At 67.1% G+C, this 23,849-nt stretch carries 22 protein-coding genes and 1 pseudogene; 12 read left to right on the top strand and 11 right to left on the bottom strand.

The genetic code is table 11. The features are described 5' to 3' along the window. Positions 1 to 106 precede the first annotated feature (106 nt). The 4 genes from ACFW6D_RS16295 (at position 107) to ACFW6D_RS16280 (ending at position 4,189) form a co-directional block, all read left to right on the top strand. Positions 107 to 1,885 carry an ABC transporter substrate-binding protein/permease gene (locus ACFW6D_RS16295; protein ID WP_379328889.1) on the top strand — a complete coding sequence of 593 codons (1,779 nt, stop codon included), beginning with the start codon at positions 107 to 109 and terminating at the stop codon, positions 1,883 to 1,885. Next, complete coding sequence (locus ACFW6D_RS16290; RefSeq protein ID WP_379328887.1) at positions 1,882 to 2,607, top strand: amino acid ABC transporter ATP-binding protein; 726 nt, start codon at positions 1,882 to 1,884, stop codon at positions 2,605 to 2,607. The genes ACFW6D_RS16295 and ACFW6D_RS16290 overlap by 4 nt, the downstream gene beginning before the upstream one ends. Before the next feature lie 111 nt (positions 2,608 to 2,718). Then, positions 2,719 to 3,015, top strand: coding sequence for a hypothetical protein (locus ACFW6D_RS16285; protein WP_379328885.1), 297 nt, complete (start codon positions 2,719 to 2,721; stop codon positions 3,013 to 3,015). 106 nt (positions 3,016 to 3,121) lie between these two features. Then, a complete protein-coding gene (locus ACFW6D_RS16280; protein ID WP_379328883.1) occupies positions 3,122 to 4,189 on the top strand; it encodes an alpha/beta hydrolase in 1,068 nt (355 codons plus the stop codon). 3 nt (positions 4,190 to 4,192) lie between these two features. Here ACFW6D_RS16280 and ACFW6D_RS16275 read toward each other — a convergent pair whose 3' ends face one another. The 4 genes from ACFW6D_RS16275 to ACFW6D_RS16260 form a co-directional block, all read right to left on the bottom strand. Beyond that, a complete protein-coding gene (locus ACFW6D_RS16275; RefSeq protein ID WP_379329016.1) occupies positions 4,193 to 5,410 on the bottom strand; it encodes a CHAT domain-containing protein in 1,218 nt (405 codons plus the stop codon). Between the two features lie 119 nt (positions 5,411 to 5,529). Further along, positions 5,530 to 7,044 carry a tetratricopeptide repeat protein gene (locus tag ACFW6D_RS16270; RefSeq protein ID WP_379328881.1) on the bottom strand — a complete coding sequence of 505 codons (1,515 nt, stop codon included), beginning with the start codon at positions 7,042 to 7,044 and terminating at the stop codon, positions 5,530 to 5,532. A 116-nt stretch (positions 7,045 to 7,160) separates the two neighbouring features. After that, positions 7,161 to 8,483, bottom strand: coding sequence for a hypothetical protein (locus ACFW6D_RS16265; RefSeq protein WP_379328879.1), 1,323 nt, complete (start codon positions 8,481 to 8,483; stop codon positions 7,161 to 7,163). Beyond that, a complete protein-coding gene (locus tag ACFW6D_RS16260) occupies positions 8,483 to 9,769 on the bottom strand; it encodes a hypothetical protein (protein ID WP_379329014.1) in 1,287 nt (428 codons plus the stop codon). The genes ACFW6D_RS16265 and ACFW6D_RS16260 overlap by 1 nt, the downstream gene beginning before the upstream one ends. A 157-nt stretch (positions 9,770 to 9,926) precedes the next feature. Here ACFW6D_RS16260 and ACFW6D_RS16255 point away from each other — a divergent pair, with 157 nt between their 5' ends. The 3 genes from ACFW6D_RS16255 to ACFW6D_RS16245 all read left to right on the top strand — a co-directional run bounded on the left by ACFW6D_RS16255 (position 9,927) and on the right by ACFW6D_RS16245 (position 13,474). After that, positions 9,927 to 10,442, top strand: a complete 516-nt coding sequence (locus ACFW6D_RS16255) for a lipoprotein LpqH (RefSeq protein ID WP_379328878.1) — start codon at positions 9,927 to 9,929, stop codon at positions 10,440 to 10,442. A 37-nt stretch (positions 10,443 to 10,479) separates the two neighbouring features. After that, positions 10,480 to 11,280 (top strand): hypothetical protein, encoded by an 801-nt coding sequence (locus tag ACFW6D_RS16250; RefSeq protein WP_379328876.1) that lies wholly within the window; start codon positions 10,480 to 10,482, stop codon positions 11,278 to 11,280. Positions 11,281 to 11,422: 142 nt separating this feature from the next. After that, the gene (locus tag ACFW6D_RS16245) at positions 11,423 to 13,474 is read left to right on the top strand and encodes a PhoX family protein (protein ID WP_379328874.1); all 2,052 of its coding nucleotides are present in this window, start codon (positions 11,423 to 11,425) and stop codon (positions 13,472 to 13,474) included. A gap of 27 nt (positions 13,475 to 13,501) precedes the next feature. On the opposite strand, the gene ACFW6D_RS16240 is transcribed toward ACFW6D_RS16245, so the two are convergent. The 4 genes and pseudogenes from ACFW6D_RS16240 to ACFW6D_RS16225 form a co-directional block, all read right to left on the bottom strand. Further along, positions 13,502 to 13,669 carry a hypothetical protein gene (locus tag ACFW6D_RS16240; protein WP_379328872.1) on the bottom strand — a complete coding sequence of 56 codons (168 nt, stop codon included), beginning with the start codon at positions 13,667 to 13,669 and terminating at the stop codon, positions 13,502 to 13,504. Then, on the bottom strand, positions 13,666 to 14,067 hold the full coding sequence (locus tag ACFW6D_RS16235) for a type II toxin-antitoxin system VapC family toxin (protein WP_379328870.1): 402 nt from the start codon (positions 14,065 to 14,067) through the stop codon (positions 13,666 to 13,668). Before ACFW6D_RS16235 ends, ACFW6D_RS16240 begins: the two co-directional genes overlap by 4 nt. A gap of 92 nt (positions 14,068 to 14,159) precedes the next feature. Continuing rightward, positions 14,160 to 14,312, bottom strand: a pseudogene (locus ACFW6D_RS16230) (type II toxin-antitoxin system Phd/YefM family antitoxin); the annotation flags it as partial. A 54-nt stretch (positions 14,313 to 14,366) separates the two neighbouring features. Next, positions 14,367 to 15,101 (bottom strand): glycoside hydrolase family 25 protein, encoded by a 735-nt coding sequence (locus ACFW6D_RS16225; protein ID WP_379328868.1) that lies wholly within the window; start codon positions 15,099 to 15,101, stop codon positions 14,367 to 14,369. 112 nt (positions 15,102 to 15,213) lie between these two features. On the opposite strand from ACFW6D_RS16225, the gene ACFW6D_RS16220 reads away from it, so the two are divergent. After that, positions 15,214 to 15,915, top strand: coding sequence for a pentapeptide repeat-containing protein (locus tag ACFW6D_RS16220; RefSeq protein WP_379328866.1), 702 nt, complete (start codon positions 15,214 to 15,216; stop codon positions 15,913 to 15,915). Here the strand turns inward: ACFW6D_RS16220 and ACFW6D_RS16215 are convergent. Next, on the bottom strand, positions 15,912 to 17,252 hold the full coding sequence (locus ACFW6D_RS16215; RefSeq protein ID WP_379328864.1) for an amylo-alpha-1,6-glucosidase: 1,341 nt from the start codon (positions 17,250 to 17,252) through the stop codon (positions 15,912 to 15,914). The genes ACFW6D_RS16220 and ACFW6D_RS16215 overlap by 4 nt on opposite strands. A 54-nt stretch (positions 17,253 to 17,306) precedes the next feature. Further along, complete coding sequence (locus ACFW6D_RS16210; RefSeq protein WP_379238376.1) at positions 17,307 to 17,864, bottom strand: DUF6069 family protein; 558 nt, start codon at positions 17,862 to 17,864, stop codon at positions 17,307 to 17,309. Positions 17,865 to 17,937: 73 nt separating this feature from the next. Between ACFW6D_RS16210 and ACFW6D_RS16205 the strand changes: the two genes are divergently transcribed. Next, complete coding sequence (locus ACFW6D_RS16205; protein WP_379328862.1) at positions 17,938 to 18,627, top strand: SDR family oxidoreductase; 690 nt, start codon at positions 17,938 to 17,940, stop codon at positions 18,625 to 18,627. 245 nt (positions 18,628 to 18,872) lie between these two features. Next, positions 18,873 to 19,682, top strand: a complete 810-nt coding sequence (locus ACFW6D_RS16200; protein WP_379328860.1) for a polysaccharide deacetylase family protein — start codon at positions 18,873 to 18,875, stop codon at positions 19,680 to 19,682. 97 nt (positions 19,683 to 19,779) lie between these two features. On the opposite strand, the gene leuS is transcribed toward ACFW6D_RS16200, so the two are convergent. Next, positions 19,780 to 22,611, bottom strand: coding sequence for a leucine--tRNA ligase (gene leuS / locus ACFW6D_RS16195; protein ID WP_379328858.1), 2,832 nt, complete (start codon positions 22,609 to 22,611; stop codon positions 19,780 to 19,782). Between the two features lie 159 nt (positions 22,612 to 22,770). Between leuS and ACFW6D_RS16190 the strand changes: the two genes are divergently transcribed. Together ACFW6D_RS16190 and ACFW6D_RS16185 are read left to right on the top strand one after the other, a co-directional pair. After that, positions 22,771 to 23,178, top strand: a complete 408-nt coding sequence (locus ACFW6D_RS16190) for an SdpI family protein (protein WP_379328856.1) — start codon at positions 22,771 to 22,773, stop codon at positions 23,176 to 23,178. A 163-nt stretch (positions 23,179 to 23,341) separates the two neighbouring features. Then, a complete protein-coding gene (locus tag ACFW6D_RS16185; RefSeq protein WP_379328854.1) occupies positions 23,342 to 23,644 on the top strand; it encodes a hypothetical protein in 303 nt (100 codons plus the stop codon). The last annotated feature ends 205 nt before the right edge of the window (positions 23,645 to 23,849 follow it).

Raw genomic sequence — 23,849 nt, 5'->3', positions numbered from 1 at the left:
CCTGATCCGATCGGACCCGGCCGATGGCTCGATCCGGTAGGAGCTACGTCATACCGCCGCGCTGCGTAACCTTCGATTCGCAAGGTTGCGGCTAGGGTTTATCGCCATGGCAGGTGTACGAACCAAGGCGCGGATCGCCGCCCTCTTGCTCCTCGTCGGCGTCGCGGCGACCGGTTGCGGTGGCTCCGACAGCGGCACCGCGCGCGACCTCTGTTCCCCACCTGGCCCGGCAGCTGCCGCGGCCGCCCCGGCCAACCTCGCCGCAGGCGAGACCGCAGGCCCCGACCGCTACACCACGGCGACCACCGCACCGGTCGAGCAGATCGACACCTCGAAACTCGGCCTGCTCAACCCGGGCGTCCTGAGCGTCGGCACCCTCTCCGACGCCCCGCCGAGCATCTGCGTCAACGGCCAGGGCTCGTTCACCGGCTTCGACAACGAACTACTGGCCGCGATGGCCGCGAAACTCGGTCTGCGCGTGGAGTTCTCGGGCACCGAGTTCGCCGGCCTGCTCGCCCAGGTGTCGGGCAAGCGCTTCGATGTGGGCTCGTCCAACATCACCACCACCGACGCCCGCCGCGAACTGGTCGGCTTCACCAATGGTTACGACTTCGGCTACTTCTCCCTGGTCGTCCCGCAGAACAGCGCGGTCAAGGGCTTCGGCGACCTGACCGGCAGCTCGCGCATCGCGGTGGTGCAGGGCACCGTGCAGGACGAGTTCGTGGTGAACCAGCTGAAGCTGGACCCGGTGAAGTTCCCCGATTACAACACCGCCTACGCGAATCTGAAGTCCGGCCAGGTCGACGCCTGGGTGGCGCCGTCCGCGCAGGCCGAGGGTGCGATCAAGCCCGGCGACGGAATCGTGGTCTCGCAGAACACCTTCAGCCTCGACAACTTCGTCGGCTACGCGGTCGCCAAGAACAACCAGCCGCTGATCGACGCACTCAATTCGGGCCTCGACGCGGTGATCGCCGACGGCACCTACGCCCGCCTCTACGCCGACTGGGTCCCGCGCGAACTCCCACCCGGCTGGAAGCCCGGCTCGAAAGCCGCACCGGCACCACAACTTCCGGACTTCAAAGCGCTGGCAGCCGAGAAGGCCCCGGAGACAGAGCAAGTCGCGCAGAAGTCGACCTTGCAGCAGCTGAAGGACACCTTCTTCGACTGGTCGCTGTACCGCCAGGCCTTCCCCGATCTGATCAAGACCGGTCTGCCGAATACCCTGATCCTGGCACTGGTTTCGGGGATTCTCGGCACCGTGATCGGCATGCTCCTCGCGGTGATGGGCATCTCCCGAACCCGCTGGTTGCGCTGGCCCGCCCGCGTCTACACCGACATCTTCCGCGGCCTGCCCGCCGTCGTGATCATCCTGCTGATCGGCCTCGGCATCGGTCCTGTCGTCCGCAATATCACCGGCGGCAACCCGTACTGGCTCGGCGCGGTCGCGCTCGCGCTGCTGTCGTCGGCCTACATCGGCGAGATCTTCCGCTCGGGTATCCAGTCGGTGGAGCCGGGCCAGCTCGAAGCCGCGCGCGCCATCGGTTTCGGTTACCGCCAGGCCATGACGCTGGTGGTGATCCCGCAGGGTGTGCGCCGGGTGCTGCCCGCGCTGATGAACCAGTTCATCGCGCTGATCAAGGACTCGTCGCTGATCTACTTCCTCGGCCTGCTCGCCTCCCAGCGCGAACTGTTCGCCGTCGGCCGCGACCTCAACGCCCAGACCGGCAACTTGTCCCCGCTGGTCGCCGCGGGCCTGATGTACCTGGTGCTCACCATCCCGCTCACCCACCTGGTCAACTACATCGACCAGCGGATGCGCACCGGCAAACCCACCCCCGCCGACCCGATCGAACAGGCAGTCATCACAGAAGGGCGAGGTGCATGAGCGCATCGCTGACGGGCACCGGTCTCAACCTGACGCTCGGCAACAACCACATCCTGCGCGGCGTCGACATCCACGTCGAGGCAGGCCACGCCACCACCGTGATCGGCCCGTCCGGCTCGGGCAAATCGACCCTGCTGCGCGTGCTCAACCGCCTGCACGAACCCGATTCCGGCGACGTTCTTCTCGACGGCAAGTCCGTACTGAAGGACAACCCCGACAAGCTGCGCCAGCGCATCGGCATGGTCTTCCAGCAGTTCAACCTGTTCCCCCACAAGACCGTGGCCGACAACATCGTCCTCGGCCCGCGCAAACTGCGTGGCCTGTCCGCCGACGAAGCCCGCGCGCTGGCGATCGAACAGCTCGAGATCGTCGGCCTGGCCGACAAGGCCGATGCCAGGCCCGCGTCGCTGTCGGGTGGCCAGCAGCAACGCGTGGCCATCGCCCGCGCGCTGGCCATGAAACCGGAGCTGATGTTCTTCGACGAGGCCACCTCGGCGCTGGACCCGGAGCTGGTCAAGGGCGTGCTCGCACTGATGGCCGACCTCGCCTCTGGCGGCATGTCGATGATCGTGGTGACCCACGAAATGGGCTTTGCCCGCGAGGTCTCCGACAGTGTGGTGTTCATGGATCAGGGCGTCGTGGTGGAGACCGGCACCCCCGACGCCCTGTTCGACGACGCCACGACCCCGCGCCTGCGCCGCTTCCTCGACCAGGTCCTCTGACCGGATACGAGGCCTCCCAGCAATTCATGCGCAACTGCTAATGTCGGAAGTGCTCCAGCTCCGTTCGATCAGTACCGGGCCACGTGCCGGGAAACCGGAAAGAGAGAGCCGATGACCACCACACACTCCGAGCACCCGCAGCACACCCATGTTCACGGACCCACCTGCGGCCACGTCTCCATCCCGCACCAGGACCACGTCGACTACGTCCACGACGGCCACCTGCACCGCGAACACGAAGGCCACTTCGACGAGTGCGAGACCTCAGCACACGTCGAGCACACCGCCCACACCCACGAACACGGCCCCGGTTGCGGCCACGTCTCCGTGCCGCACGGCGACCACGTCGACTACATCCACGACGGCCACCGCCACGCCCCGCACGCGGACCACTACGACGAGCACTGACAGCTAGGCCTCCTACCGGCTCGACGGCCGACCGGTTCCCCCGTTACTGTCTGTGCCTGCGGCTTGCGTTACGCCTGCCGATTCATGGATAGGGAACTCTCGGCCGATGGGCAAAACAATCAGGCGCGCACTGGCTTTCGGTGTCGCGGGCAGTGTGCTGGCCGCGTGCGTCGCCACCTTCGGGGTGGGCGTCAGCCTGGCCGACGGGCGCGATCCGATTCTCGAATCCAAGAAGCTCCTCGCGACGCCGACCACGGCGAACGGCTCGAACATCATCTCGAGCCGGGTCGATGACCGAAGTCTGACCATGCTGGTCTTCTCCGCCGCGATGAACAAGGCCGTCACGGTCAAGGTGCAGCGCCCACGGGACGCGTCCGTTCCGCGCCCGGCGCTGTACCTCCTCAACGGCGCCGGTGGCGGCGAGGACCGGGCCACCTGGTGGCAGAACACGGACGTCGGCGACTTCCTTGCCACCAAGGACGTCAATGTGGTGATGCCGGTCGGCGGCGCGTTCGCGTACTACACCGACTGGCAGCGCGACGACCCCGCGCTCGGCCGCAACAAGTGGCGCACGTTCCTGCTCGACGAACTCCCACCCCTGGTCGACGCGGCACTGGGCACCAACGGCGTCAACGCCATCGCCGCCAACTCGATGACCGCCACGGCCGTCCTGCAATTGGCGCAGGCCAAGCCCGGTTTCTACCGGTCCGTCGCCGGCTACAGCGGCTGCGCCCAGATCGCCGATCCGGCCGGTAAACAGTTCACCAAACTGGTGGTGGAGACCTACGGTGGCGGCGACGTCCGCAATATGTACGGCGCCGACGACGACCCGGCCTGGGAAGCCAACGACCCGGTCATCCACGCCGAAAAATTGCGTGGTACAAGGCTTTACATCTCGGACGCGTCAGGACTGCCCGGCCCGCACGACAACACCGGCGATCCGTACATGATGAACCCGACCCCCTACGGTCTGGCCAACCAAGTCGTCGTCGGCGGCATCATCGAAGCAGCGATCAACTGGTGCACCCGCAACCTCGAAACCCGCCTGACCGAGCTGAACATCCCCGCCACCTTCGACCACCAGCCCACCGGCACCCACTCCTGGGGCTACTGGCGCGATGCCTTCCACCGCTCCTGGCCGACCCTCGCCGCAGGCCTCGGCCTCCCGGAATAGTCCTCAGTCGCTGACGGTGGCGAAGGCTGCCCAGAGGAGGGGCGAGTTTTCGGGGGTCGGTGTGGATCGCCAGGTGGACAGGCGCGCTCTTTGCCAGGTCAGCAGGGTGGGGATGGGTGTGGGTGAATCGTGGGCGGTGTCCACGGCGCAGATGGCGGCCTGCAGAGGGTAGGCCGTGGTGGGGGTGAGGGTGTGGAAGGCGTGGTCGGTGGGCAGCGGCCAGCGGGTGGCGGTGACCAGTTCCGCGCCTGCTGCCAGGGCGGCGGTGGTGAGGCCGAGGGCTTCGGTGAAGCGGAGGTCGCCGCCGCTTTCGCAGGCGATGAGGGCGACGCGGCTCGGCATCGGCCACAGGTCGCGACCGGCGATCGGCGACGGGTCGAGGGAGTGGGTTCCCAGGAGTAGGTCTTTCGCCGAGAGCGGGCGGTGGGTGCGGTTCGGGGTGGCGAAGCCGCGGGTGTCGGCAGTACAGCTCAGGTGTAACTCGGCGTGTTCGCTCTGGCCGGATTCCGGTGCGGCGGAGGTGACATGGCCGACGTAGACGAGTCGACTCGCGCCTTGCCGCAGGGCGTCGGACAGCCAATCGCGGTCGGTGTCGGCGCGCCGGAAGAGCTCTACCGGATCGGCCACCTCGGGGATGAGGCGCGCACCGTAGCGGCTGAAGTGCTGGGCCACTGGGCTTTCCGCGTTCGGCCGACCGAGGACCGAGCCGAGTTCGGAATCCGCACGGTAACCGGGAACGCGCGGATCCAGTACCGCGACAACAGGTAGATCGCGAGTTTCGTTCCACCGGTGCGCAATTCGCTCCGGCGAATGCACCACCGACACCGGCGCCAAGAGACTCACATCGGCGATATCGAGCAGCCGGATCTCGGGATCGGGCGCGATGATCTCCCATGGAACCTGTGCGAGTCGCGGCGAAGGCTGAATCCGCAGATGCGGTCGGATGCCACGTTGCGACAGTTCATACAGCTGCACGGCCAACCCATACGGCAACAACGTGCGTGACAAGTGCTGTGCCAGAACGTTTTCCGCTACAGGATCGAGGAGCCCACCCTCGGTCATCACCTGCCGCAGATTCTCGGGCCGCGCGGGATCGGGCACCGCGTCGGCCAACGTCCGCAGCACTTCGCGCACCTCATCCCGAGGCAGCACCGCAACGCCACGCGCCAAGGCATCATCGGCCCACCGCCACGACACGTAGACATCGCCCGCATCCGCCATTCGCAGGAAGGCAGTCGGTTGCGCCGTCGAGGTTTGCGGCCCAGAGGACGGGGTGTGCGCGGGTGTAGCGGCCACAGCTGAGGACGCATCCTCGGAGGCCGGGGGCATTGCCGGCGGGTTCACAGTGTGATCAATCGATTGTCGCGGACGGGGCAGCCGTAGCGTTGCTCGGCGTAGGTGATGAAGTCCGACAGCACTATTCGGTCGCCGTCTGCCAAACGTGGTGGGGGTGCGACAGGGATTCCAGCGGCTGCGGCGACGTCGGCGAGGGCGGCGCCGAGTTGGAGGGCAGGCGTGGCTATTCGTTCCGGGACGGTGAGATCGAGCAGTTCGAATCCGAGGGTGGGGACGGTTGCCTCGGTGAAGGCGGTGAGATCGAGAGTTGTTCCGGCGCACTGGGTGTCGATCAAGTCACTGACCAGCTGGCCGTTGCCGGCGAGGGCGGCGCAGCGGAAGGCCAGGCGCATGGCGGGCTCGGCGACGGTGCGGTGCCAGTGTTCGCGCTGGTTGCCGTTGGGGAGCGTGTGGCGAACGGCGTCGATGGCGAGAGCGGCGGGAACCGCGAGGGATACCGCGCGGCTGAGGAGGTTCGGATCCGGTTGTGTCGCTTGCTCGATCACGTCGTGGAGGAGTTCGGCATGCCAGTAGTCGAGCTGGGCGCAGTGCATGCCGAGTCCGTGTGCGGCGTAGACGGCGAACGACTCGTCGAGTAGTTCTTCAGCGGCGCCGAGATCACCCTCGGCGCACGCGACGGTGGCGAGCCGCAGTCGCACGTCAGCCGCGTCCACCACGGCACCGGTTGCGTCGAACTGCTTCAGTGCTGTCTCGTAATGCGCATGGGCCGCGCCTGATTCACCGCGACGCTCGGCGAGAAAGCCCATCGCTTTGGCCCCGATCCCGGCCCAATGCCCCAGCTCAGCCGCCTCGAAGAACTCCTGACTGGCCCGCAACGGCTCCTCGGCTTCGTCGAAGCGCCCCGCCCGCACCAGCATTGTCGCCAGGTTCTGCCGTGACTCGGCGACGGAGGCGTCCGCGCCGGCTGCGGCGAAGGCGGCCACTCCTTGTCGAGCGAAGTCGATGGCCAGTTCCCAGCGCCCGGTCTCGAACGAGCAGGCAGCCAGGTTCATCAGCGGATGACCGGCCAGCTCGGGTGCGAAACGTTCTGTCACCCCGAGTGATTCGGTGGCCAACTCGCCCGCACGCGCCCACTGCTGTCGATGCAACGCCACCGCCGTCAGCGACAAGAGGCAGGCCACCCGCAGCAGCCCTTGGTCAGTACTGTCCGCGAGCAGCGCCCGCGCCTCCTCGAGCACATCCTGCGCCGCATCGAAGTCGCCCAGGTGCTGAAAGGCCTGCGACAAGTTCACCAACGCCGCAGGTCGTTGATGTGCAGCATCCTCCGGCATCTCAGCGAGGGCCGTCCGGAACAGCACCACCGCCCGTCGATGGTCCCCGAGTTCGTCGGCCATGCTCGCCGCGTTGACCAGCGCCGCACTTCGCAACCGAGGCGCCGCACCGTCGGCCGCGTTCTCGAAGATCTCGAGCGCCGCGATAACATCGCCACGCTGGTACGCCGCGTATCCCGCGGTGAGCTGCGCGTCGTCCTGATCGGATGTTCTGCCCGTGGCTGCCATCTACCTGCTCCCGATCCGCGCTAGGCGCACACTCTTCGCGTTGACGGTCGAAATCCGGACCACCGCACCGATTTGTGAACTGTCAGCGCAGTTGCCGGCCCCACCTACCGACGCCATCAGAAGTCCTCGTCCGCTTCGGCAGCGGCAGTTTCGGCAGTCAGCCGCGCATCGCCCCCGGTGAGACGGCGGCGGGCGAGCCGGCGAATCCGATCGCGAGCGGCCACTTCGTCGTCCGCCGGATCGGCGGGGCCGACACCGGGAACGAAAACGGCGACGTCAAGCGATGTTTCAGGCGTCCCAGGGAGCTCGCCCGTTCCCGTCCAGACGTCCCCGCGCAGCTGCAACGCGATCTCCACGTCGGCCGATGGCGGTGACACCGCACGATCATCTGGGGCGGACGGCCGACCCCGCCCGGTAACCGACGACGCCGCGCGCTCGTCGTCGGCGGACGGCGACTCGCTCTGCTCGGTGGCGGCGGACCGCCGCGCGACCGATCGCACGCGTGCGAAGGGTCGAAGATGTTCGGGGACGGTTCTCCGACAATCGGGCGCGGCGACCACACTGACCTGCGCCGTCGACACCCCGGCCGACCGTGTCACCTGCCACGACACCGCCTGCTCGCTCGCGTCGAGAACGCCGGGCGGGCAACGCCGCCAATCCCATCCACCACTCCCACGCGCGACGATCAGTCCGCCACCCTGATCCTGACCACCGGCAGCCAATGCGTAATCATCAGCCTGCCCACGAGATTCACCGCGCACACCTCCACCACGCCCGGCGACCCCACCGTGCTCACGCCCGTCCGATACGGCCCCGCCGGCGTCCCGACTACCTGACGTGGACCCGCTGGCGTCCCGACCACCTGATGCGATCCCTCCGGCCTCCCGACCACCCGACGCGATCCCGTCGTCATCGACAGCCGCATAGTCACCGTGCTCGATCCCCATTCGACGGAGCCCCGCACCATCAGAGAAAGCGGATTCTCCATCGTCGATCCCCTCATCGAGCACCATTTCGCAAGTCCCGGTGAGCGATTCGATCTCATCCAGGAGCAGCCGAGCATCCAGCGATGGAATTCCGTCGATAGTCGACGCGGGCCACCACCGAATTGCCCAGTGTGCGTAGGCAAGCCGACGCAGAGCGGTCACCAGTTCGGGCCGGGCAGGTACGGCTGTGAGTGACTGTGGATCGTTTCCGGCGACAGCCAATGCGATCGCTTCGCCATAGACAGCCCACACCCAATCCTGGGCCGCCTCGACATCGTCGATCACCGCGGCGGGCAATTCGGCACCGTCCAAGAGACTCCAACTCAGGTGCCCGCCAACAACTTCGAGCACGAGTACATCGAGCCCCGGTGCAGCATCGGTGACCAGCGGCGCACCGCTGGGCGCGATCACGAGCAGTCCGGGTTCAGCACGGCGAAGATCGACAACAGTCATCAGCTGGCCCTCGCTTCCAGTACAGCCGCCTCAGCGGTGAGCGCCTGTTTGACCCTCGTGCGGTGGTCCAGCATCACCGACCGCGCGACACCGTCGAGCAGATCCCACAGCTCACCGGGCTCGTACACCGGCATCTCCCGCACATCCCGCCCGTGCAACCGCACCCACAACCTGCGCAGATACGGCCGCCACGGGGTACGCAACTCGGCCGCCACCGTCGCCAGCGGACCCACCCCGTCGATCGCGTGCACCGCATACCGCCGCGCCTGCAGCACATACCCTTCGCGCCGCCACCGACTGTTGACCACCTCGTGCGCGCGCGAAGTCACGCCAGACGCTTCGATCGGTGAAAGTCCCAGCGCCAGTTCGCAACCCGCGGCAGCGGCAACCCGCAGCGACTCGTCGAGCAACCCCCACGGTGAACAACTGCGCGAGATCTCCCGCGTCACCAGTTCCGCAATCTCCGGCAGATCGGTTCGATCGAGACTGCCTTGGAGCACCGTGAACACTCGCTCGTACACGGTCCGGTCGAACGGCAGTCCGAGATTCGACGTCGACGCCGACGCACCCAGCGCGGGCTGTCGCGGGCTCGAATGTGTGGTGAGCCCCAGATCATCGGCACCGTGAGCAGGATGTTCCAGCCACAGGGCGATTCCGCGACGGGTGCCGGCCCGGTCGTCGACGATGTCGTCGAACAGTGGCCCGGCATCGGCCGGATCGCCTTCGCGGGCCAGCGTGCACGCCTCGAGTAGTTCGGTCAGCTCGGCCGCCAGATCGCGAGCGCCGTAGGGTGCGAGGGGCCGTCGGGCCCAGGCGATATCCAGCAGGTCGGCCAACTCGGCGGCCCGATGTGGTTCGGTCACATAGGTTTTCAGCGCGGCGGTGGTACGCCCGCCCGTGCTCTCGTGAACCTCGCGCAACGCCTCCTCGGCCCTCGCCCGACCGTCGCCTTCCGGCGCACCGCACAGGATCGCGAGCTCGAAGCAGCGCTGGAAGTACAGATCCTGCGCGTTCCCCTCGGTGATCCGCAGCGCCCGCCGCGCCTGCTTCAGCACGGTGAACCACGACGCACAGGCCCGCAGGGTGTCGGACTGCGCGTGCACCAGCGCGGTCAGCAGTGCGATCCCGTCGGCATCGAGCACGCTCGCCGCCAGCATCGGATGCTGCATCGGCCGCAACACCAGCGGATCGAGGATCAACTTCACCGTCCGCCGCAACGGCCCACCGGCGGCCCCACTCAGCGCGTCGACCCCGTCCAACTCCCGCCACACCTCATCGAGAACCATGGCGCGCGGTCTGAGCATCGCACCAGGTTATAGGTATCTTCGGCCGCTCGCGCCGTACCTGCCCACCCCCAAAGTTGGGATCGGTAGGCGGCGCGGGATTTCTACCTTTCTCTCAACGGGTTACCAGCCCGAACCACCCAGAGAAACGGAAACCACCATGAACACCAAGCTGATCGCCACCCTCGCCGCTTCCGCCGCCGCCACCGCGCTGTTCGTCACCGGCTGCAGCGACGACGCGAGCACCACCTCTCCGAGCACCCCGGGATCGGCGGCCCCCGCCCCGGCGGCCGGCAAGTCCACTGCCAGCGTCGACGGCAAGGAATTCACCGCCGAGTTCGACACCACCTGCGCGAAGCAGGCAGGCACCCTCGCCCTGGCGCTCACCGACACGGCCAACTCCACCTACGGCAGCCTCTCGGTCAGCGCCTCGATCGAGGGCGAAAAGGTCCAGGCCGTCGCAATCGCGGGTAGCCAGGGCGGCGCCAACGGCCTGCCCTACGCGGTCGGCTACGGAAACGGCCAGCCCGGCGGCTCGGCCACGCTCGCCAAGGACGGCAACACCTACCGCGTCACCGGCGAGGGCATCAGCGCCGACATGACCAACCCCCTGGCGGGCCCGTCGACCGTGAAGTTCGACATCACCTTCGCCTGCTCCACCATCGTCGGCGCCTGACCCATTCGCGACCCGGTCGCACAGAAGGAGAAGAACCATGAAGTCCAAGCTCCGTGCGGCCGCGGTCGCCTTCGGAATTCTCGCCGTCGGTTATTACCTCTACTACGGACTCACCTACACCCCCGACGAATTCACCGGCGCGATGCTCGGCTGGGTCGGCCCCCAGATGGCCCTGCCGATCATCGCCCTCACCATCGTCCCGATGGTCTTCGCCTTCACCGGCGACGGCATCCTCGAAGCCTTCACCGGCCGCAACAGCAGCGAGTTCCGCGACGCCGCGGTCGGCATCGGCACCATCACCTCGTTCCGGCAGACCGGCGTCTCGGTGAACGACCAACCGCAGGTCAAGATCGCTTTCCGGGTCGAGGGGTCCGATGGAAAGGTCTTCGATTCGCACGCCAAGATGATCGTTCCGCTCACCGAACTGGCCCTGCTGCAGCCGGGCGTGGTCCTGCCGGTCCGGTACCTACCGGGTCGCACGGACAAGGTCGAGGTCGACCGCTCCGGTGACAACGGCGCCGCCCAGCGCGCGATGAACGAATCCCTGATCCGCAAGGGCATCACCACCCGCGGCAAGCTCGACATCGCCGAACGCGGCATCGCCGCCCAGGCGGTGGTCCGCAGCCTCGACGTCCCCGGTCGCATCCGCGGCGGCTACACCGAGATCGCGCTCGGCCTGGTCGTCACCCGTCCCGACGGCACCACTTTCGAAACCCGCGCGGAGAAGTATCTGCCCCCGACGGCGATCGGATCGGTGCAGGTCGGCCGCATCGTCGGGGTGCACTACCTGCCCGGCAACGAGCAGGAGGTAGTGATCGCCCTTCCGGTCAACGCCTGATGACAACCACCGCGCGCTGTGCCCGATCCCTGTGATCGGGCACAGCGCGCGCCGAGTTTTGGTCGTGTGTTCATCTTCGCGTTCCCGACGGCTCGCTTGGGCTGCTTACGGTGCCGGGAGTCCGTTCTACTCAGGAGTCACCGTGAGTCCGAAACCGCTCGCCCTGTTCGTCAAGCATGACGGCCAGTCGGCACGCGCCGCCCTGACCTGTGAATACAAGTGCGGCAACGCCTGCTTCCACGAGGTGCCCAACACCTCCGACGGTGAGTACTTCGGTGACATCGTCGCCGGACTCAACCGTCGTGGCCTGATCAAGGGCGGTGCCGCCGTCGTTCTCGGCGTCGGCGCGGTGAGCGTGCTGGCCGCCTGTGGAGGCGACGACAGCTCCGACACCGGCTCCACCGGCTCGCCAGGCACCGGCACCGGCTTCACCGCCGTGGCGCCGAACAAGGAAGACGCCGTTGTCGTGCCGGAAGGCTACGACCAGTCGGTGCTGATCCGCTGGGGCGACGCCGTGATCGAAGGCGCACCCGCGTTCGACTTCGACAAGCAGACCCCCGCCGCCGCGGCCCAGCAGTTCGGTTACAACTGCGACTTCGCCGGCCTGCTGCCGATCGACGGTCAGGCCGACAAGTACCTGCTGGTCGTAAGCCACGAGTACAGCACCGAGCCGATGATGTTCCGCGGCTACTCCAAGGACGCGCCGACTCGCGAGCAGTTCGACATCGCGCTGGCCTCGCACGGCCTCAGCGTCGTCGAGGTCCACGGTGAATCCGGCTCGGGCAAGCTGAAGCCCGCGTTCGGCAAGTACAACCGTCGCATCACCGCGACCACCGAGTTCGAGGTCAAGGGCCCGGCCGCGGGCAGCGAGCTGCTCAAGACCAAGGCCGACCCGACCGGCACGAAGGTGCTCGGCACCCTGAACAACTGCTCGGGTGGTGTAACCCCTTGGGGCACCGTGCTTTCGGGCGAAGAGAACTTCAACCAGTACTTCGGCAACGCGGCTGGCGTCACCGAACCGGCCGCGGCGGCGCGTCTGAAGCGTTACGGCATCGAGGGTGCGGCTTCCGAGCGCAAGTGGGAGACCTTCGACCCGCGCTTCGACGTTGCCCAGGAACCCAACGAGGTCAACCGCTTCGGCTACGTCGTCGAGGTCAACCCGTGGGACGCCGCCTCGGCGCCGGTCAAGCACACCTCGCTGGGTCGCTTCAAGCACGAGGCCGCCACCATTCACGTGACCGGCGACGGCAGCGTCGTGGCCTACAGCGGCGACGACGAGCGCTTCGACTACATGTACAAGTTCGTCTCCAAGAAGAAGGTGCAGTCGGGCGTCGGCGCCTCGGCGATGCGCCACAACATGACCATCCTCGACGAGGGCACCCTCTACGTCGCCAAGCTCACCGGCGACCACGCGGCCGAGATCGACGGCTCCGGCAAGGTCCCCAACGGAGGCTTCACCGGCAAGGGCCAGTGGATCCCACTGCTCGAGACCGGCGCCGACGGCAAGGGCAAGTCCCTGGTAGACGGCATGACGGCCGAAGAGGTCGCGGTGTTCACCCGCCAGGCCGGCGACAAGGTCGGCGCCACCAAGATGGACCGCCCCGAGGACTTCGAGACCAACCCGAAGACCGGCAAGGTCTACGTCGCGCTCACCAACAACTCCAACCGCGGCGCCGACGGCAAGCCCGGCGTGGACGAGGCCAATCCGCGCAAGCTGAACAAGAACGGCCAGGTTCTCGAGCTCACCGACAACCACACCGGCACCGACTTCACCTGGACGCTGCTGCTCGTCTGTGGAGATCCCACCACCGCCGACACCTACTTCAGCGGCTTCGACAAGGCCAAGGTCAGCCCGATCTCCTGCCCGGACAACCTGGCCTTCGACCCGTACGGCAACCTGTGGATCTCCACCGACGGCAACGCGCTGAAGTCCAACGACGGCCTGTTCTCGGTGGTCCTCGACGGCCCCAACCGCGGCGAGACCAAGCAGTTCCTCACCGTCCCGCGCGGCGGCGAGACCTGCGGCCCGATCGTCACCGAGAAGCAGGTCATCGTCTGCGTGCAGCACCCCGGTGAGGCCGACGACGCCACCACCGACAAGCCCCTGTCGAACTGGCCCGACGGCGGCACCGCCCAACCCCGCCCCTCGGTCGCGGTGGTCTGGAAGAAGAACGGCGGACGCATCGGCATCTAGCCGACACCCGATCCGCTGACGAAACCGCTACTCGGCTGGGCGAGTAGCGGTTTCGTCATTTCTACGCTCGGCCATCGCCGCAGCCAGCTCATCTCCGGTGACAACTTCTCCACGAGCGAGCTCGGCTTCGGACTGCGCCATTCGCATCAACGCCTCCGGGTTCGCCAGGATCGCAGCCGTTTCGGACTCGCTCATCGCACCGGGTCGTGCACGGGGAAGCCGAGCTGTCCGGCGACCGCGATCATGTTCTTGTCGTGGGTCACGATGGTGATGTCGTCCAAGCCGCTGCGTAGGGCTGACGCCAGATGAATGGCATCGAGCGACTTGACGTGCGAGATGATCGCCTCGGCCTCGTTCAAGACCGCATGGTCGAGCGGGATGATGCCGATCCGGTCAAGGATGTGGTCGCGATCGAGAACCGGGTGGCCTTCACGGCGTAGTACGCGGGTGAGTTCGGTCCGCAGCAGTCGCGACGAGACCACTGAAACGTCCAAGTCGCCCGTGGCGGCGTCGAACCATCGGGCCGCCTCTGGCGAGTGTCCGAGCAGAATCCGCACGGCGATCGAGGTGTCGAGGTAGTACGCCTTCACCACTCGCCCTTCTCGGATTCGAGCAGTTCGTCGATGGTGCTCGCGGTACGCAGTTCCCGGCGTGGAAGCTCGCTTGTTCGCGCGGGCCCGGCCAGTTTGCGCGGGATGATGCGCGCCGACGATGACGCGGGCACGATATAACCGACGAGGTTGTTGTGCCGGGTCAGTTCGTAGACCTCGCCCGACTCGACATCGGCAATCATCTCCGACGGATTCTGACGGAGCTCCCCAACGCTGATCGACTTCATAACCCCAGCATAGAGCAGGTTATCTACATATGTCTACGAGCCGACCGTTGTCGGCTAGCTGCTGCCGAACAGGCCGGACATGTTGGCGAAGCGGGCGAAGTCGGTGTGGGTGGCGTTGAAGCGGTTGACGTCGGTGCCGCCGTGGATGCCGGGGACGGTGCCGCGGTCGGTGGTCTGCCAGAAGGTCCAGGTGGGCCAGGCGCCGGGGACTTCGGGGTGGTCGTTGCCGCTGTAGTCGGCGATCCAGAGGGGGTAGCGGTGGAAGGCGTTGGTGTCGGCCATCGCGGTTTTCCAGAAGTTCGGGTAGGTGTAGATGATCGGCGGGCGGCCGGTGAGGGCTTGGACGGTGTTGAGGTAGCGGTGGGTCCAGTCGATGAGGGCGGCGGGGGCGAGGCCGCCGGAGGTCTCCAGGTCGAGGACCGGGGGCAGGTCGAGCGGGCCGTTCTGGCCGAGGACCGTCGCCGCGTACATCGCCGCCTGCGGTTCGGGCGGCAGTTCGGGGCGCGCGAAATGGTAGGTGCCGCGGGCCACCCCGGCGGTGCGCATCAGAATGCTGTCCTGCACGAAGTACGGGTTGACGTAGTGCAGCCCCTCGGTGGCCTTCACCATCGCGAACTGGTGCCCGGCCGCGCGCACTGCGTGCCAGTCGATCATCCGCCCGTCCACATGCTGCCAGGACGACACATCCGGCCCGCTCGGCTCCGCCTGCGCGATACCGGGTAGCGCGCAGGCAAGGGCGACGAGCGCAACACAACCACGAGCAGCCGAACTCCAGCGCTTGGTGTCCATGGCCGTCGACCGTAGTGGCTTGTTGCCGGTGTGACCAGTGGTGTTGGTGGGTGTCTGTGAATAGTTACCGAAAGCCTGTCGGTGCGTGCCCGTATCTTGGTGCGGACATCGGATGACGGGAGTGCAAGTGGCGCGCAAGCGTGAGGTGCGGTTCGAACCCGCGGTGGCGAAGTTGGGCGCGCTGCGTCCGGCAGTCGCGCCAGGCGACGACCCGATCGACGACCTGACCGTCACCGATGTCGAATATCTCGGCGCGGATTTCGCCGAATTCCATGTGCACGGGATGAGCGTGGAGGGCTGCCTGTTCGACAGCGTCCGCTTCCCGAGCACCTTGCGCCAGACCACGATCGCCGAATCCGCCTTGCGCATCTGCGATCTCGCCAATGTGCAAGCCGATGATTCCACGATGCTCGAAACCGTCATCGCGCACGGCCGTCTCACCGGATTGTCTTGGACAGCAGGCGTTCTCCGCGACGTGCTGATCGAATCCACGCGCGCCGACCTTTCCTCGTTCGCCCAATCGCGCCTACGCACAGTAGTTTTCCGCGACTGCGACCTCCGCCAAGCCGACTTCCAGGGCACCGAATTCCGCAACGTCCGCTTCGAACGCTGCAACCTGGTCGGCGCCCGATTCGCGGGCGCCCGAATCCAGCAGAACCTCCGCTTCGAAGACTGCGACCTCACCGGCATCTACGGCGTCACCGCACTGCGCGGCGCCACGATTCAGGGTGGTGACCTGCAAGGACTGGCGTCGACGCTCGCGCGTGAACTCGGCATCACCGTCGAGTGGCAGGTCTACGCCGGCGAGAACTAGCCCAACCAGTCGAGAACCGAAGCGGCGGTCCAGGATTGCTGCATGCTGCCCAGTGGGGCGCCGGTGAACGGTTCGTAGTATTCGGCGAAGCTACCGTCGCTGGCTTGGCGTAGACCTTCGGCGCGCAGCATGTAGGAGCGTTCGGCCCAGCCTCGGCGGGCGAAGGCCCAGGAGAACAGCCAGCTCATGACCGGCCAGACGGGGCCGCGCCAGTATTCGCGGGGGCGGAACTCCTTGGCGACGGGGGAAGTCGAGGGTGGAAGGGCGTAGCGGAGGTCGGGGTGGCCGCAGAAACGGGGGCCTTCGAAGGTGTTGAGCAGGGCTCGTTCGGCGTGGCGGGAGAGGCCGCCCGAGAGCAGGGGCGCGAACATGGCGAGGGTGTCGGTGCTGATCCAACGTTGCAGGCGGACGTCGTAATCCCTTGCCGCGCCGGTGCGTTCGTCGGTGGTGGCGACCACGCCCTTGCGGAAGCGTTCGGCCCAGCCGTGCAGCTCGCGGACGTCGGCGTGCGGTTGTTTGTACTCCTCGCCGATATCGGCGAGCACCTCACACGCCAGCGCGAAGATCGCCGAGACGAACACGTCCTCCACGGCGAAACTCATCACCGAGGTGAGCTGGAAATCGTCGTAATTCGCCCGCCGCATCTGCTCGACCAACCACAGGTAGCGGTCGTATTCGCGGTCGCTCGGCCGCTGGGAGAGATCGGAGATGATCGAGGTGTCGGCCCGGCGGTAAGGCGGAAGGTCCGCGCCTGGAACAACATTGGCGTAGGCGCGATCCCAGCGCGGCGAGTTGTCCATCCCGGATTCCCACCCGTGGTACAGCGTGATCCGCCCGGTTTCCTTGGGGTCGCGGGCGTGCGTGAGCCAGCGGTGCCAGCGCACCAGATCCGGCCAGCGGCGGTTCAGGAATTCCTCGGCGACCGCGCGGGTGGAGCGGCCGTGGCGGCGGGAGTGGTCGAGGATGCGCTGCACGGCGATCGCGTGCACCGGGGGCTGGGTGATGCCGGACGTGTCGGGGCCGTCGGGTGCGTTGGCGGCCAGCTTGCGACATTCCCAGCGCGCTGGCCCTGGAAAATACCCGTCGACACCGTTGGCGAACACGATGTGCGGGATCATCCCGTTCTTCCACTGCGCCGACAGCAACGTGTCGAGCTCGACCACCGCCCGCTCCACGCTCAACGGCGCCAGCCCCACCGCCACGAACGCCGCGTCCCAGCTCCACATGTGTGGGTAGAGGCGGGGTGCGGCGCTGGTCATCGTGCCCAGGTCGTTGCCGCGCAGGAGGTAGGCGGCGCGGGCCGCGAGCTGCGTCGAGGTGAAACCCGGGTCGGTCATCTATCTATTTTGCGGCGTAGCTGGCCCTACGGCATCTCGGCACCGGTGTGACGATCAGTACCCGGCTTGACGCGGCGTGTTCTGGGCGGCCGATCCGACCGAGCTGAGCATGGTGGTGATGCACAGACCCACCAGCAGGTTGATCGCCGCGGTCGCGATCTTGGCGTCCAGGTCGGCGACCAGGGTGAACGGCAGGATCACCGCGACAGCCGTGAGCAGCAGACAGATCCAGGTGAAGAACGTGAGCGGGCTCGGCATGGCCAGCAGCAACACCATCAACAGAGCCGTTGCCATCAGTGCGGCACCCGCGGCGGCGACGGCATAGGACGTGGTGGAGACGGTGCCGTACGCGCCAGCGCCTTCGGGCGAGAGGATCGCGATGCCGAGCACCCCGCGGATCAGCATGATCGCGACAACCACCAGCAACGCGGCAACGACGGCCGTGCCGATCCCACCCGCCCACAGCTTGCCCACATTGACCTTGGGCTCCGGCTCGCCCTGAGGGTAGTGCTCACCCTGGGGATACTGCTGGCCGTGGGGGTACTGCGGCTGGCCCGGGTGCTGGGAATACTGCGGGTTGTCTGGTCCGTAGTTGTACCGGGGATCGGTCATAGTCCGACGGTACTAGTCGGTGCTGACATCCGCGCGTGGAAACGGCCACGGTGTCGAGAACTAACGTGAACCCATGACGGTGACCAGTACCCCCGCCCCGACCGCCCTCATCACCGGCGCCAGCCGTGGACTCGGCGCCGCGATCGCCCGCGAACTCGCGCCGACCCACGACCTGCTGCTCGGCGCCCGCTCCGCCGACGCGCTGCAGCCGATCCTCACCGAGCTGCCCGACGCCACGGGCTGGCCGGTCGCGCTCACCGATTACGCCGCCGTCGCCGCGGCCGCCGAGCAGATCTCGCACCTGGACGTGCTCGTCCACAATGCGGGGATCGCCGATCTGGGCACGGTCGCCGAGTCCTCGGTGCAGCAGTGGCGCGAATCCCTCGAGGTCAATCTGATCGCGGTCGCCGAGCTGACCAGGGTGCTGCTGCCCGCGCTGCGCGCCGCGAACGGGCATGTGGTGCTGATCAATTCGGGTGCGGGTATCCGTGCGAATGCCGGTTGGGGTTCCTACGCGGCGAGCAAGTTCGGACTCCGCGCGTTCGCCGACGCGCTGCGCCTCGAGGAACCCGCACTCCGGGTGACCTCGCTGTTCCCCGGCCGCATCGACACCGATATGCAGCGCGCGATCGTCGCCGACGAGGGGCGCGAATACCGGCCGGAGGAATTCCTCACCGCCGAGACCGTGGCGTCGGCGGTGCGCAACGCCGTCGATACTCCGCGCGACTGCCATCCGACAGAGATCGTCCTGCGCCCGGCATAATCACGCAATTCGAGCGGTTCCAGTCAGAAAACTGATTGAAATCGCGTGAATTGTACGAATACGCCAGTCGGATCATTGCCAGCACGCAGAGGTAATGGTGCGAGCGGTATCCTCTCGGTGCGCTTGGACGGCATCCGCGCCGGTGATGCTGTTCGCGTGAATGTGCGCGGGGGTTCGCGTGCTCGAAGGATTCCCCGGGTACCGTCGCGCGCCGAGAACCGCCCGTAAAGAATTCGATCAAGGGGATGCACAACGTGGATAGACGTCGAATGCTGGCGCTGTTGACCGCCGGTACCGCCGTGGCACTGACCGGCTGCGCGACCGCGGGCGGCGAGTCGGTCGAGGCCGGTTCCGCCGGTGGCGAGATCCCCGTACCGCCTGCCCCGCCCGCCCAGCCCCTGCTGCCGCCTCCGCCGGGCGGCCCGAAGTCGATCATCCCCCCGAAGCCGATCACGGCGCTGCCCGGTGAGGGTCAGTCCATGGCACTGACCGTCGATGACGGCGCCAGCCCCGAGGTCGTCGGCGCCTACGTGAAATGGGCAAAGGACACCGGCGCCCGCTTCACCTTCTTCGTCACCGGCTACTACGAATCCTGGACCATCCACCGCGACGCCATGCGCCCGCTGGTGGAATCGGGCCAGATCCAGCTCGGCAACCACACCTGGGACCACGCCGCCCTGACCAAGATCAGCTCCACCGAGGTGGCCGACCAACTCAGTCGCACGAAGACATTCCTGCACAACAACTTCGGTGTCGACGGCACCCCGTTCTATCGCCCGCCGTTCGGTTATCACAACGCGGGAGTCGACAAGATCGCCGCCGACCTCGGCTATACCGTCCCGACCATGTGGTACGGCTCGCTGTCGGATTCAGGCCTCATCACCGAGGAATACCTGATCGAATGCGCCCACAAATATTTCGCCGCCCAATCCATCATCATCGGCCACGCCAATTTCCCCCCGGTCACCCACTGCTACGGGCAACTCGTCGACATCATCCGCGAGCGCAACCTGTCGCTGGTCACGCTGAACGACGTCCTGGAAGTACGGAGCTGATCTCGCAAGAACATGGGTAACTCACCGGGCACGAGCTAACCCACCCACCTCACAAAAGCCCCGTACCCGGGTCTGGCCAAAAGACCCGGGGAGGCGGCTACGGCACGATGTTGACCATTTTTCCTGGCACCACGATGATCTTGCGCGGTGCTTGACCCTCGAGCAGCGCGATGACCTTCTCGTCGGCCAGAGCCGCAGCCTCGATCGCGGCGACATCGGCGTCGGCCGGAACCTGAATTCGGCTGCGCACCTTGCCCTTCACCTGGATCGGGTACTCCACCGAATCCGCCACCAGCAGTGCGGGATCCGCGGTGGGGAAGGGGCCGTGAGCCAGGGAAGCGGTGTGGCCCAGGCGTTCCCAGAGTTCCTCGGCGATGTGCGGGGCCAGCGGGGCGAGCATCAGTACCAAGGGTTCCACGGCGGCGCGGGGGGCGCCGGTGGGGTAGGTCTTGGTGAGGTGGTTGGTGAGCTCGATCAGCTTGGCGCCCGCGGTGTTGTCGCGCAGCGCGGCCAGGTCCTCGTCGACACCGGCGATGGTGCGGTGCACCAGGCGCAGGGTCTCGTCCGACGGGGCGGCGTCGGTGGCCTTCACTGTGCCGGTTTCCTCGTCGACCACCAGGCGCCAGACGCGCTGCAGGAAGCGGTGCGCGCCGACGACATCCTTTGTCGCCCAAGGGCGCGAGGTGTCCAGCGGGCCCATCGACATCTCGTAGAAGCGGAAGGTGTCGGCGCCGTAGACGTCGCACATCTCGTCGGGCGAGATGGCGTTCTTCAGCGATTTGCCGATCTTGCCGTACTCCTGAGCGACCTCGATCTCGACGCCGTCGGCGCCGGTCCAGAAGAACTTCGCGTCGCGTTCGACGATCTCGGCGGCGGGCACGTACGTGCCACGCGAATCGGTGTACGCGTAGGCCTGCACCATGCCCTGGTTGTACAGGCGGCGGTAGGGCTCGCTACCGGACACATCGCCCAGGTCGAACAGCACTTTCTGCCAGAATCGCGCATACAGCAGGTGCAGCACCGCGTGCTCCACACCGCCGACGTACAGGTCGACGCCGCCCGGGTCGTCGGGTCCGTGCTGGGGGCCCAGCCAGTATTTCTCGTTCTCCACGGCGCAGAACGTCTCGGTGTTGGTCGGGTCGGCGTAGCGCAGCTGGTACCACGACGAGCCCGCCCAGTTGGGCATCACGTTGGTGTCGCGGTGGTACTGCTTGGGGCCATCGCCCAGGTCGAGTTCCACGTGGACCCAGTCGGTGGCCTTGGCCAGCGGCGGGGAGGGCTGGGAGTCGGCGTCGTCGGCGTCGAAGGTGACCGGCGCGAAGTCCTCCATCTCCGGAAGCAGCACGGGCAGCATGGATTCCGGCAGTGCGTGGGCGACACCGTCGGCGTCGTAGACGATCGGGAACGGCTCGCCCCAGTACCGCTGGCGGGCGAACAGCCAGTCACGCAGCTTGTACTGGACGGTGCCGGTGCCGTGACCCTCGGCTTCGAGGTGACCGATCATGGTCGCCTTGGCCTCGTCGACCGGAAGTCCGTTCAGGAAGCCGGAATTCACCAGTTCGCCGTCGCCGGAGTAAGCCGCCTCGGAGACGTCTCCGCCCGCGATCACCTCGACGATCGGCAGGCCGAGCGTGGTCGCGAAATCCCAGTCGCGGCCGTCGTGGCCTGGCACCGCCATGATGGCGCCGGTGCCGTAGCCACTGAGCACGTAGTCGGCGATGAAGATCGGCACCTGCTTGCCGTCGGCCGGATTGGTGGCGTAGGAGCCGAGGAAGACGCCGGTCTTCTCCTTGTTCTCCTGACGTTCCAGATCCGACTTCGCCGCGATCGACTTGCGGTACGCCGCAACAGCTTCGGCGGGGGTGGCGCTGTCGTTGGTCCAGCGGGCGTCGGTGTCGGCGGGCCAGGCGGCAGCGGTCAGCTTGTCGACCAGCTCGTGCTCAGGGGCCAGCACCACATACGTCGCACCGAACAGGGTGTCGGGGCGGGTGGTGAACACCTCGATGGTCTCGCCGTCGGCGTCGAAGCGCACCTGCGCACCGCGCGAGCGCCCGATCCAGTTGCGCTGCATGGACTTCACGTTGTCCGGCCAGTCCAGGGTGTCCAGGTCGTCGACCAGGCGATCGGAGTAGGCGGTGATGCGCATCATCCACTGCCACATGCGCTTACGGAACACGGGGAAGTTGCCGCGCTCGCTGCGCCCGTCGGCGGTGACCTCTTCGTTCGACAGCACCGTGCCGAGACCCGGGCACCAGTTGACGATCGAATCCGACTGGTACACAAGACGGTACGAGTCGATCAGTGCACCGCGCTCGGTGGCCGACATGGTGTTCCAGTCGCCCTCGGGAACCGGTCGCGCGCCGCTGGCGAACTGGGCTTCCAGGTCGGCGATCGGGCGGGCCTTACCTGCCTCCTGGTCGTACCAGGCGTTGTAGATACGCAGGAAGATCCACTGCGTCCACCGGTAGTACTCGGGGTCGGTGGTGGCGAAGGTTCGCCGCGGGTCGTGGCCCAGGCCCAGCCGGTCCAGCTGACGCTGCATCGTGGCGATATTGGCCTCGGTGGTCACGCGGGGGTGCGCGCCGGTCTGCACGGCGTACTGCTCGGCGGGCAGGCCGAAGGCGTCGTAGCCGAGCGCGTGCAGCACGTTGCGGCCGCGCATGCGGTGGTAGCGGCCGAAGACGTCGGTGGCGATGTAGCCGAGCGGGTGGCCGACGTGCAGGCCCGCGCCAGAGGGGAACGGGAACATGTCCTGGATGAACAGCTTGTCCGGCGGCGTCGGGCCGGCGAGCGGGCCAACCGGGTTGGGCGCGTTGAACGTGCCGCGCTCGGTCCAGATCTCCTGCCAGCGGCGCTCGATCCGCCCAGCCAGCTCGGCGTTGTACCGGTGCTGGGGTACGTCACTCTCGGTTGCACGAGTGTCCTGCACGGTACCGCCTTCTTGTTCTCGCCGATCCGGGGTAAACATCGTCTAACAGGGTAGAACGTGGGCGCGAGTGGATTTCCGACGACCCGCGCGGTGTGTGGGCGGTCACCTCGTCGGGGAGCGCTCGATCGCCCATCCGCGCAGGTGCGCTAGCCTGCAGGAATGGTCGTCGTCGCTTCCCTGTTGTTCGCGCTGGCCGCGGTCGCCATCGTGACCGGCGTGCTCGGACTGCTCGGCAAACTGCCCCGCAACCGCTTCCTAGGTGTAACCACCGAAGCGGCTTTGCACAGCGACGGTAGCTTTCGCATCGCCAACCGCATCGCCGCCCCCACTTCGGTCGGCGCGGGCGCCCTGCTGTTCGCGGGCGGTCTGGTCGTGCTGGTGGCCGGTGGTTTCGCGAGCCTCGGCGTCGCCGCGGTAGTCGCCGTGATCGCCGTGTTCACCCTCGGCGCGGGCGCCAACGCCGCGGCCCGCGCGGTCGAACCCCTCCTGCCCCCCGCCCCCGTCGGCGGCTGCGGCTCTTCGTGCGGCGGTTGCTCCCTGCGCGACACCTGCGCACCCGCAAACTGAGTTCCCGGCGTTTCGGCGCCGACCGCTTCCCGGCCTTCGAAAGCCGGTCCCCTGCTGATCGCGGGCTTTCTCCTTGATGGCTGAGCCATAAGGAAATTGCAAGGGTGCGCCCTTACGGTAAGCCTTGCTGCACAACGCAATCAGAACCCTGATCGGGGGCATCATGAAGGTTATCGGGGCGGCAGTTCTGACCGCATTCATCGGCGTGATCATCGCCGCCAACTTCTCGGCGATCCTCGGCATCGCGCTACTAATCATCGCGGCGAGCGTTCTCGTCGGCTTCCAACTCCGCCGGAAAGGCCAGGGGACCGGTGCCTCGCAACGGCATTGGGGTACCCGTGCTGGGGGTACGGCAGCGTCGACGGGATGGATGGCAGGCAACGCCGGAAGCCACGGCGACGGTGGTGGTAGCAGCGGCTGTGGTGGTGGCGGTGGCGGCTGTGGTGGTGGCGGCGGGGGCTGCTGACACAGCCGTTTCGACAGACCGATCCAGGTAGGAGGGGCTCATGGACTTCATCGAGGTGATCGCCACGGTGTTCGCGATTGTCGTAGCGGTTGTCGTTGTCGCGGTGATCGTCGCGGTGCCGACAGCGATCATCGTGGCCATCATCCGGGCGACCGATACCCCGGCCAGGAGTACCAGGCGGGCGCAACGAGCCGCGGATCTACAG

The sequence above is a fragment of the Nocardia sp. NPDC058705 genome, assembly GCF_042749305.1.
Taxonomy (GTDB): domain Bacteria; phylum Actinomycetota; class Actinomycetes; order Mycobacteriales; family Mycobacteriaceae; genus Nocardia.
This window is presented reverse-complemented; position numbering and strand designations above follow the sequence as displayed.

Bases quoted from the DNA above. Each gene is read 5' to 3' on its own strand.
- ACFW6D_RS16295 (WP_379328889.1), top strand. From the start codon at position 107: ATGGCAGGTGTACGAACCAAGGCGCGGATCGCCGCCCTCTTGCTCCTC.
- ACFW6D_RS16290 (WP_379328887.1), top strand. From the start codon at position 1,882: ATGAGCGCATCGCTGACGGGCACCGGTCTCAACCTGACGCTCGGCAAC.
- ACFW6D_RS16285 (WP_379328885.1), top strand. From the start codon at position 2,719: ATGACCACCACACACTCCGAGCACCCGCAGCACACCCATGTTCACGGA.
- ACFW6D_RS16280 (WP_379328883.1), top strand. From the start codon at position 3,122: ATGGGCAAAACAATCAGGCGCGCACTGGCTTTCGGTGTCGCGGGCAGT.
- ACFW6D_RS16275 (WP_379329016.1), bottom strand. From the start codon at position 5,410: ATGGCGGATGCGGGCGATGTCTACGTGTCGTGGCGGTGGGCCGATGAT.
- ACFW6D_RS16270 (WP_379328881.1), bottom strand. From the start codon at position 7,044: ATGGCAGCCACGGGCAGAACATCCGATCAGGACGACGCGCAGCTCACC.
- ACFW6D_RS16265 (WP_379328879.1), bottom strand. From the start codon at position 8,483: ATGACTGTTGTCGATCTTCGCCGTGCTGAACCCGGACTGCTCGTGATC.
- ACFW6D_RS16260 (WP_379329014.1), bottom strand. From the start codon at position 9,769: ATGGTTCTCGATGAGGTGTGGCGGGAGTTGGACGGGGTCGACGCGCTG.
- ACFW6D_RS16255 (WP_379328878.1), top strand. From the start codon at position 9,927: ATGAACACCAAGCTGATCGCCACCCTCGCCGCTTCCGCCGCCGCCACC.
- ACFW6D_RS16250 (WP_379328876.1), top strand. From the start codon at position 10,480: ATGAAGTCCAAGCTCCGTGCGGCCGCGGTCGCCTTCGGAATTCTCGCC.
- ACFW6D_RS16240 (WP_379328872.1), bottom strand. From the start codon at position 13,669: ATGAGCGAGTCCGAAACGGCTGCGATCCTGGCGAACCCGGAGGCGTTG.
- ACFW6D_RS16225 (WP_379328868.1), bottom strand. From the start codon at position 15,101: ATGGACACCAAGCGCTGGAGTTCGGCTGCTCGTGGTTGTGTTGCGCTC.
- ACFW6D_RS16220 (WP_379328866.1), top strand. From the start codon at position 15,214: ATGACGGGAGTGCAAGTGGCGCGCAAGCGTGAGGTGCGGTTCGAACCC.
- ACFW6D_RS16215 (WP_379328864.1), bottom strand. From the start codon at position 17,252: ATGACCGACCCGGGTTTCACCTCGACGCAGCTCGCGGCCCGCGCCGCC.
- ACFW6D_RS16210 (WP_379238376.1), bottom strand. From the start codon at position 17,864: ATGACCGATCCCCGGTACAACTACGGACCAGACAACCCGCAGTATTCC.
- ACFW6D_RS16205 (WP_379328862.1), top strand. From the start codon at position 17,938: ATGACGGTGACCAGTACCCCCGCCCCGACCGCCCTCATCACCGGCGCC.
- ACFW6D_RS16200 (WP_379328860.1), top strand. From the start codon at position 18,873: ATGCACAACGTGGATAGACGTCGAATGCTGGCGCTGTTGACCGCCGGT.
- ACFW6D_RS16190 (WP_379328856.1), top strand. From the start codon at position 22,771: ATGGTCGTCGTCGCTTCCCTGTTGTTCGCGCTGGCCGCGGTCGCCATC.
- ACFW6D_RS16185 (WP_379328854.1), top strand. From the start codon at position 23,342: ATGAAGGTTATCGGGGCGGCAGTTCTGACCGCATTCATCGGCGTGATC.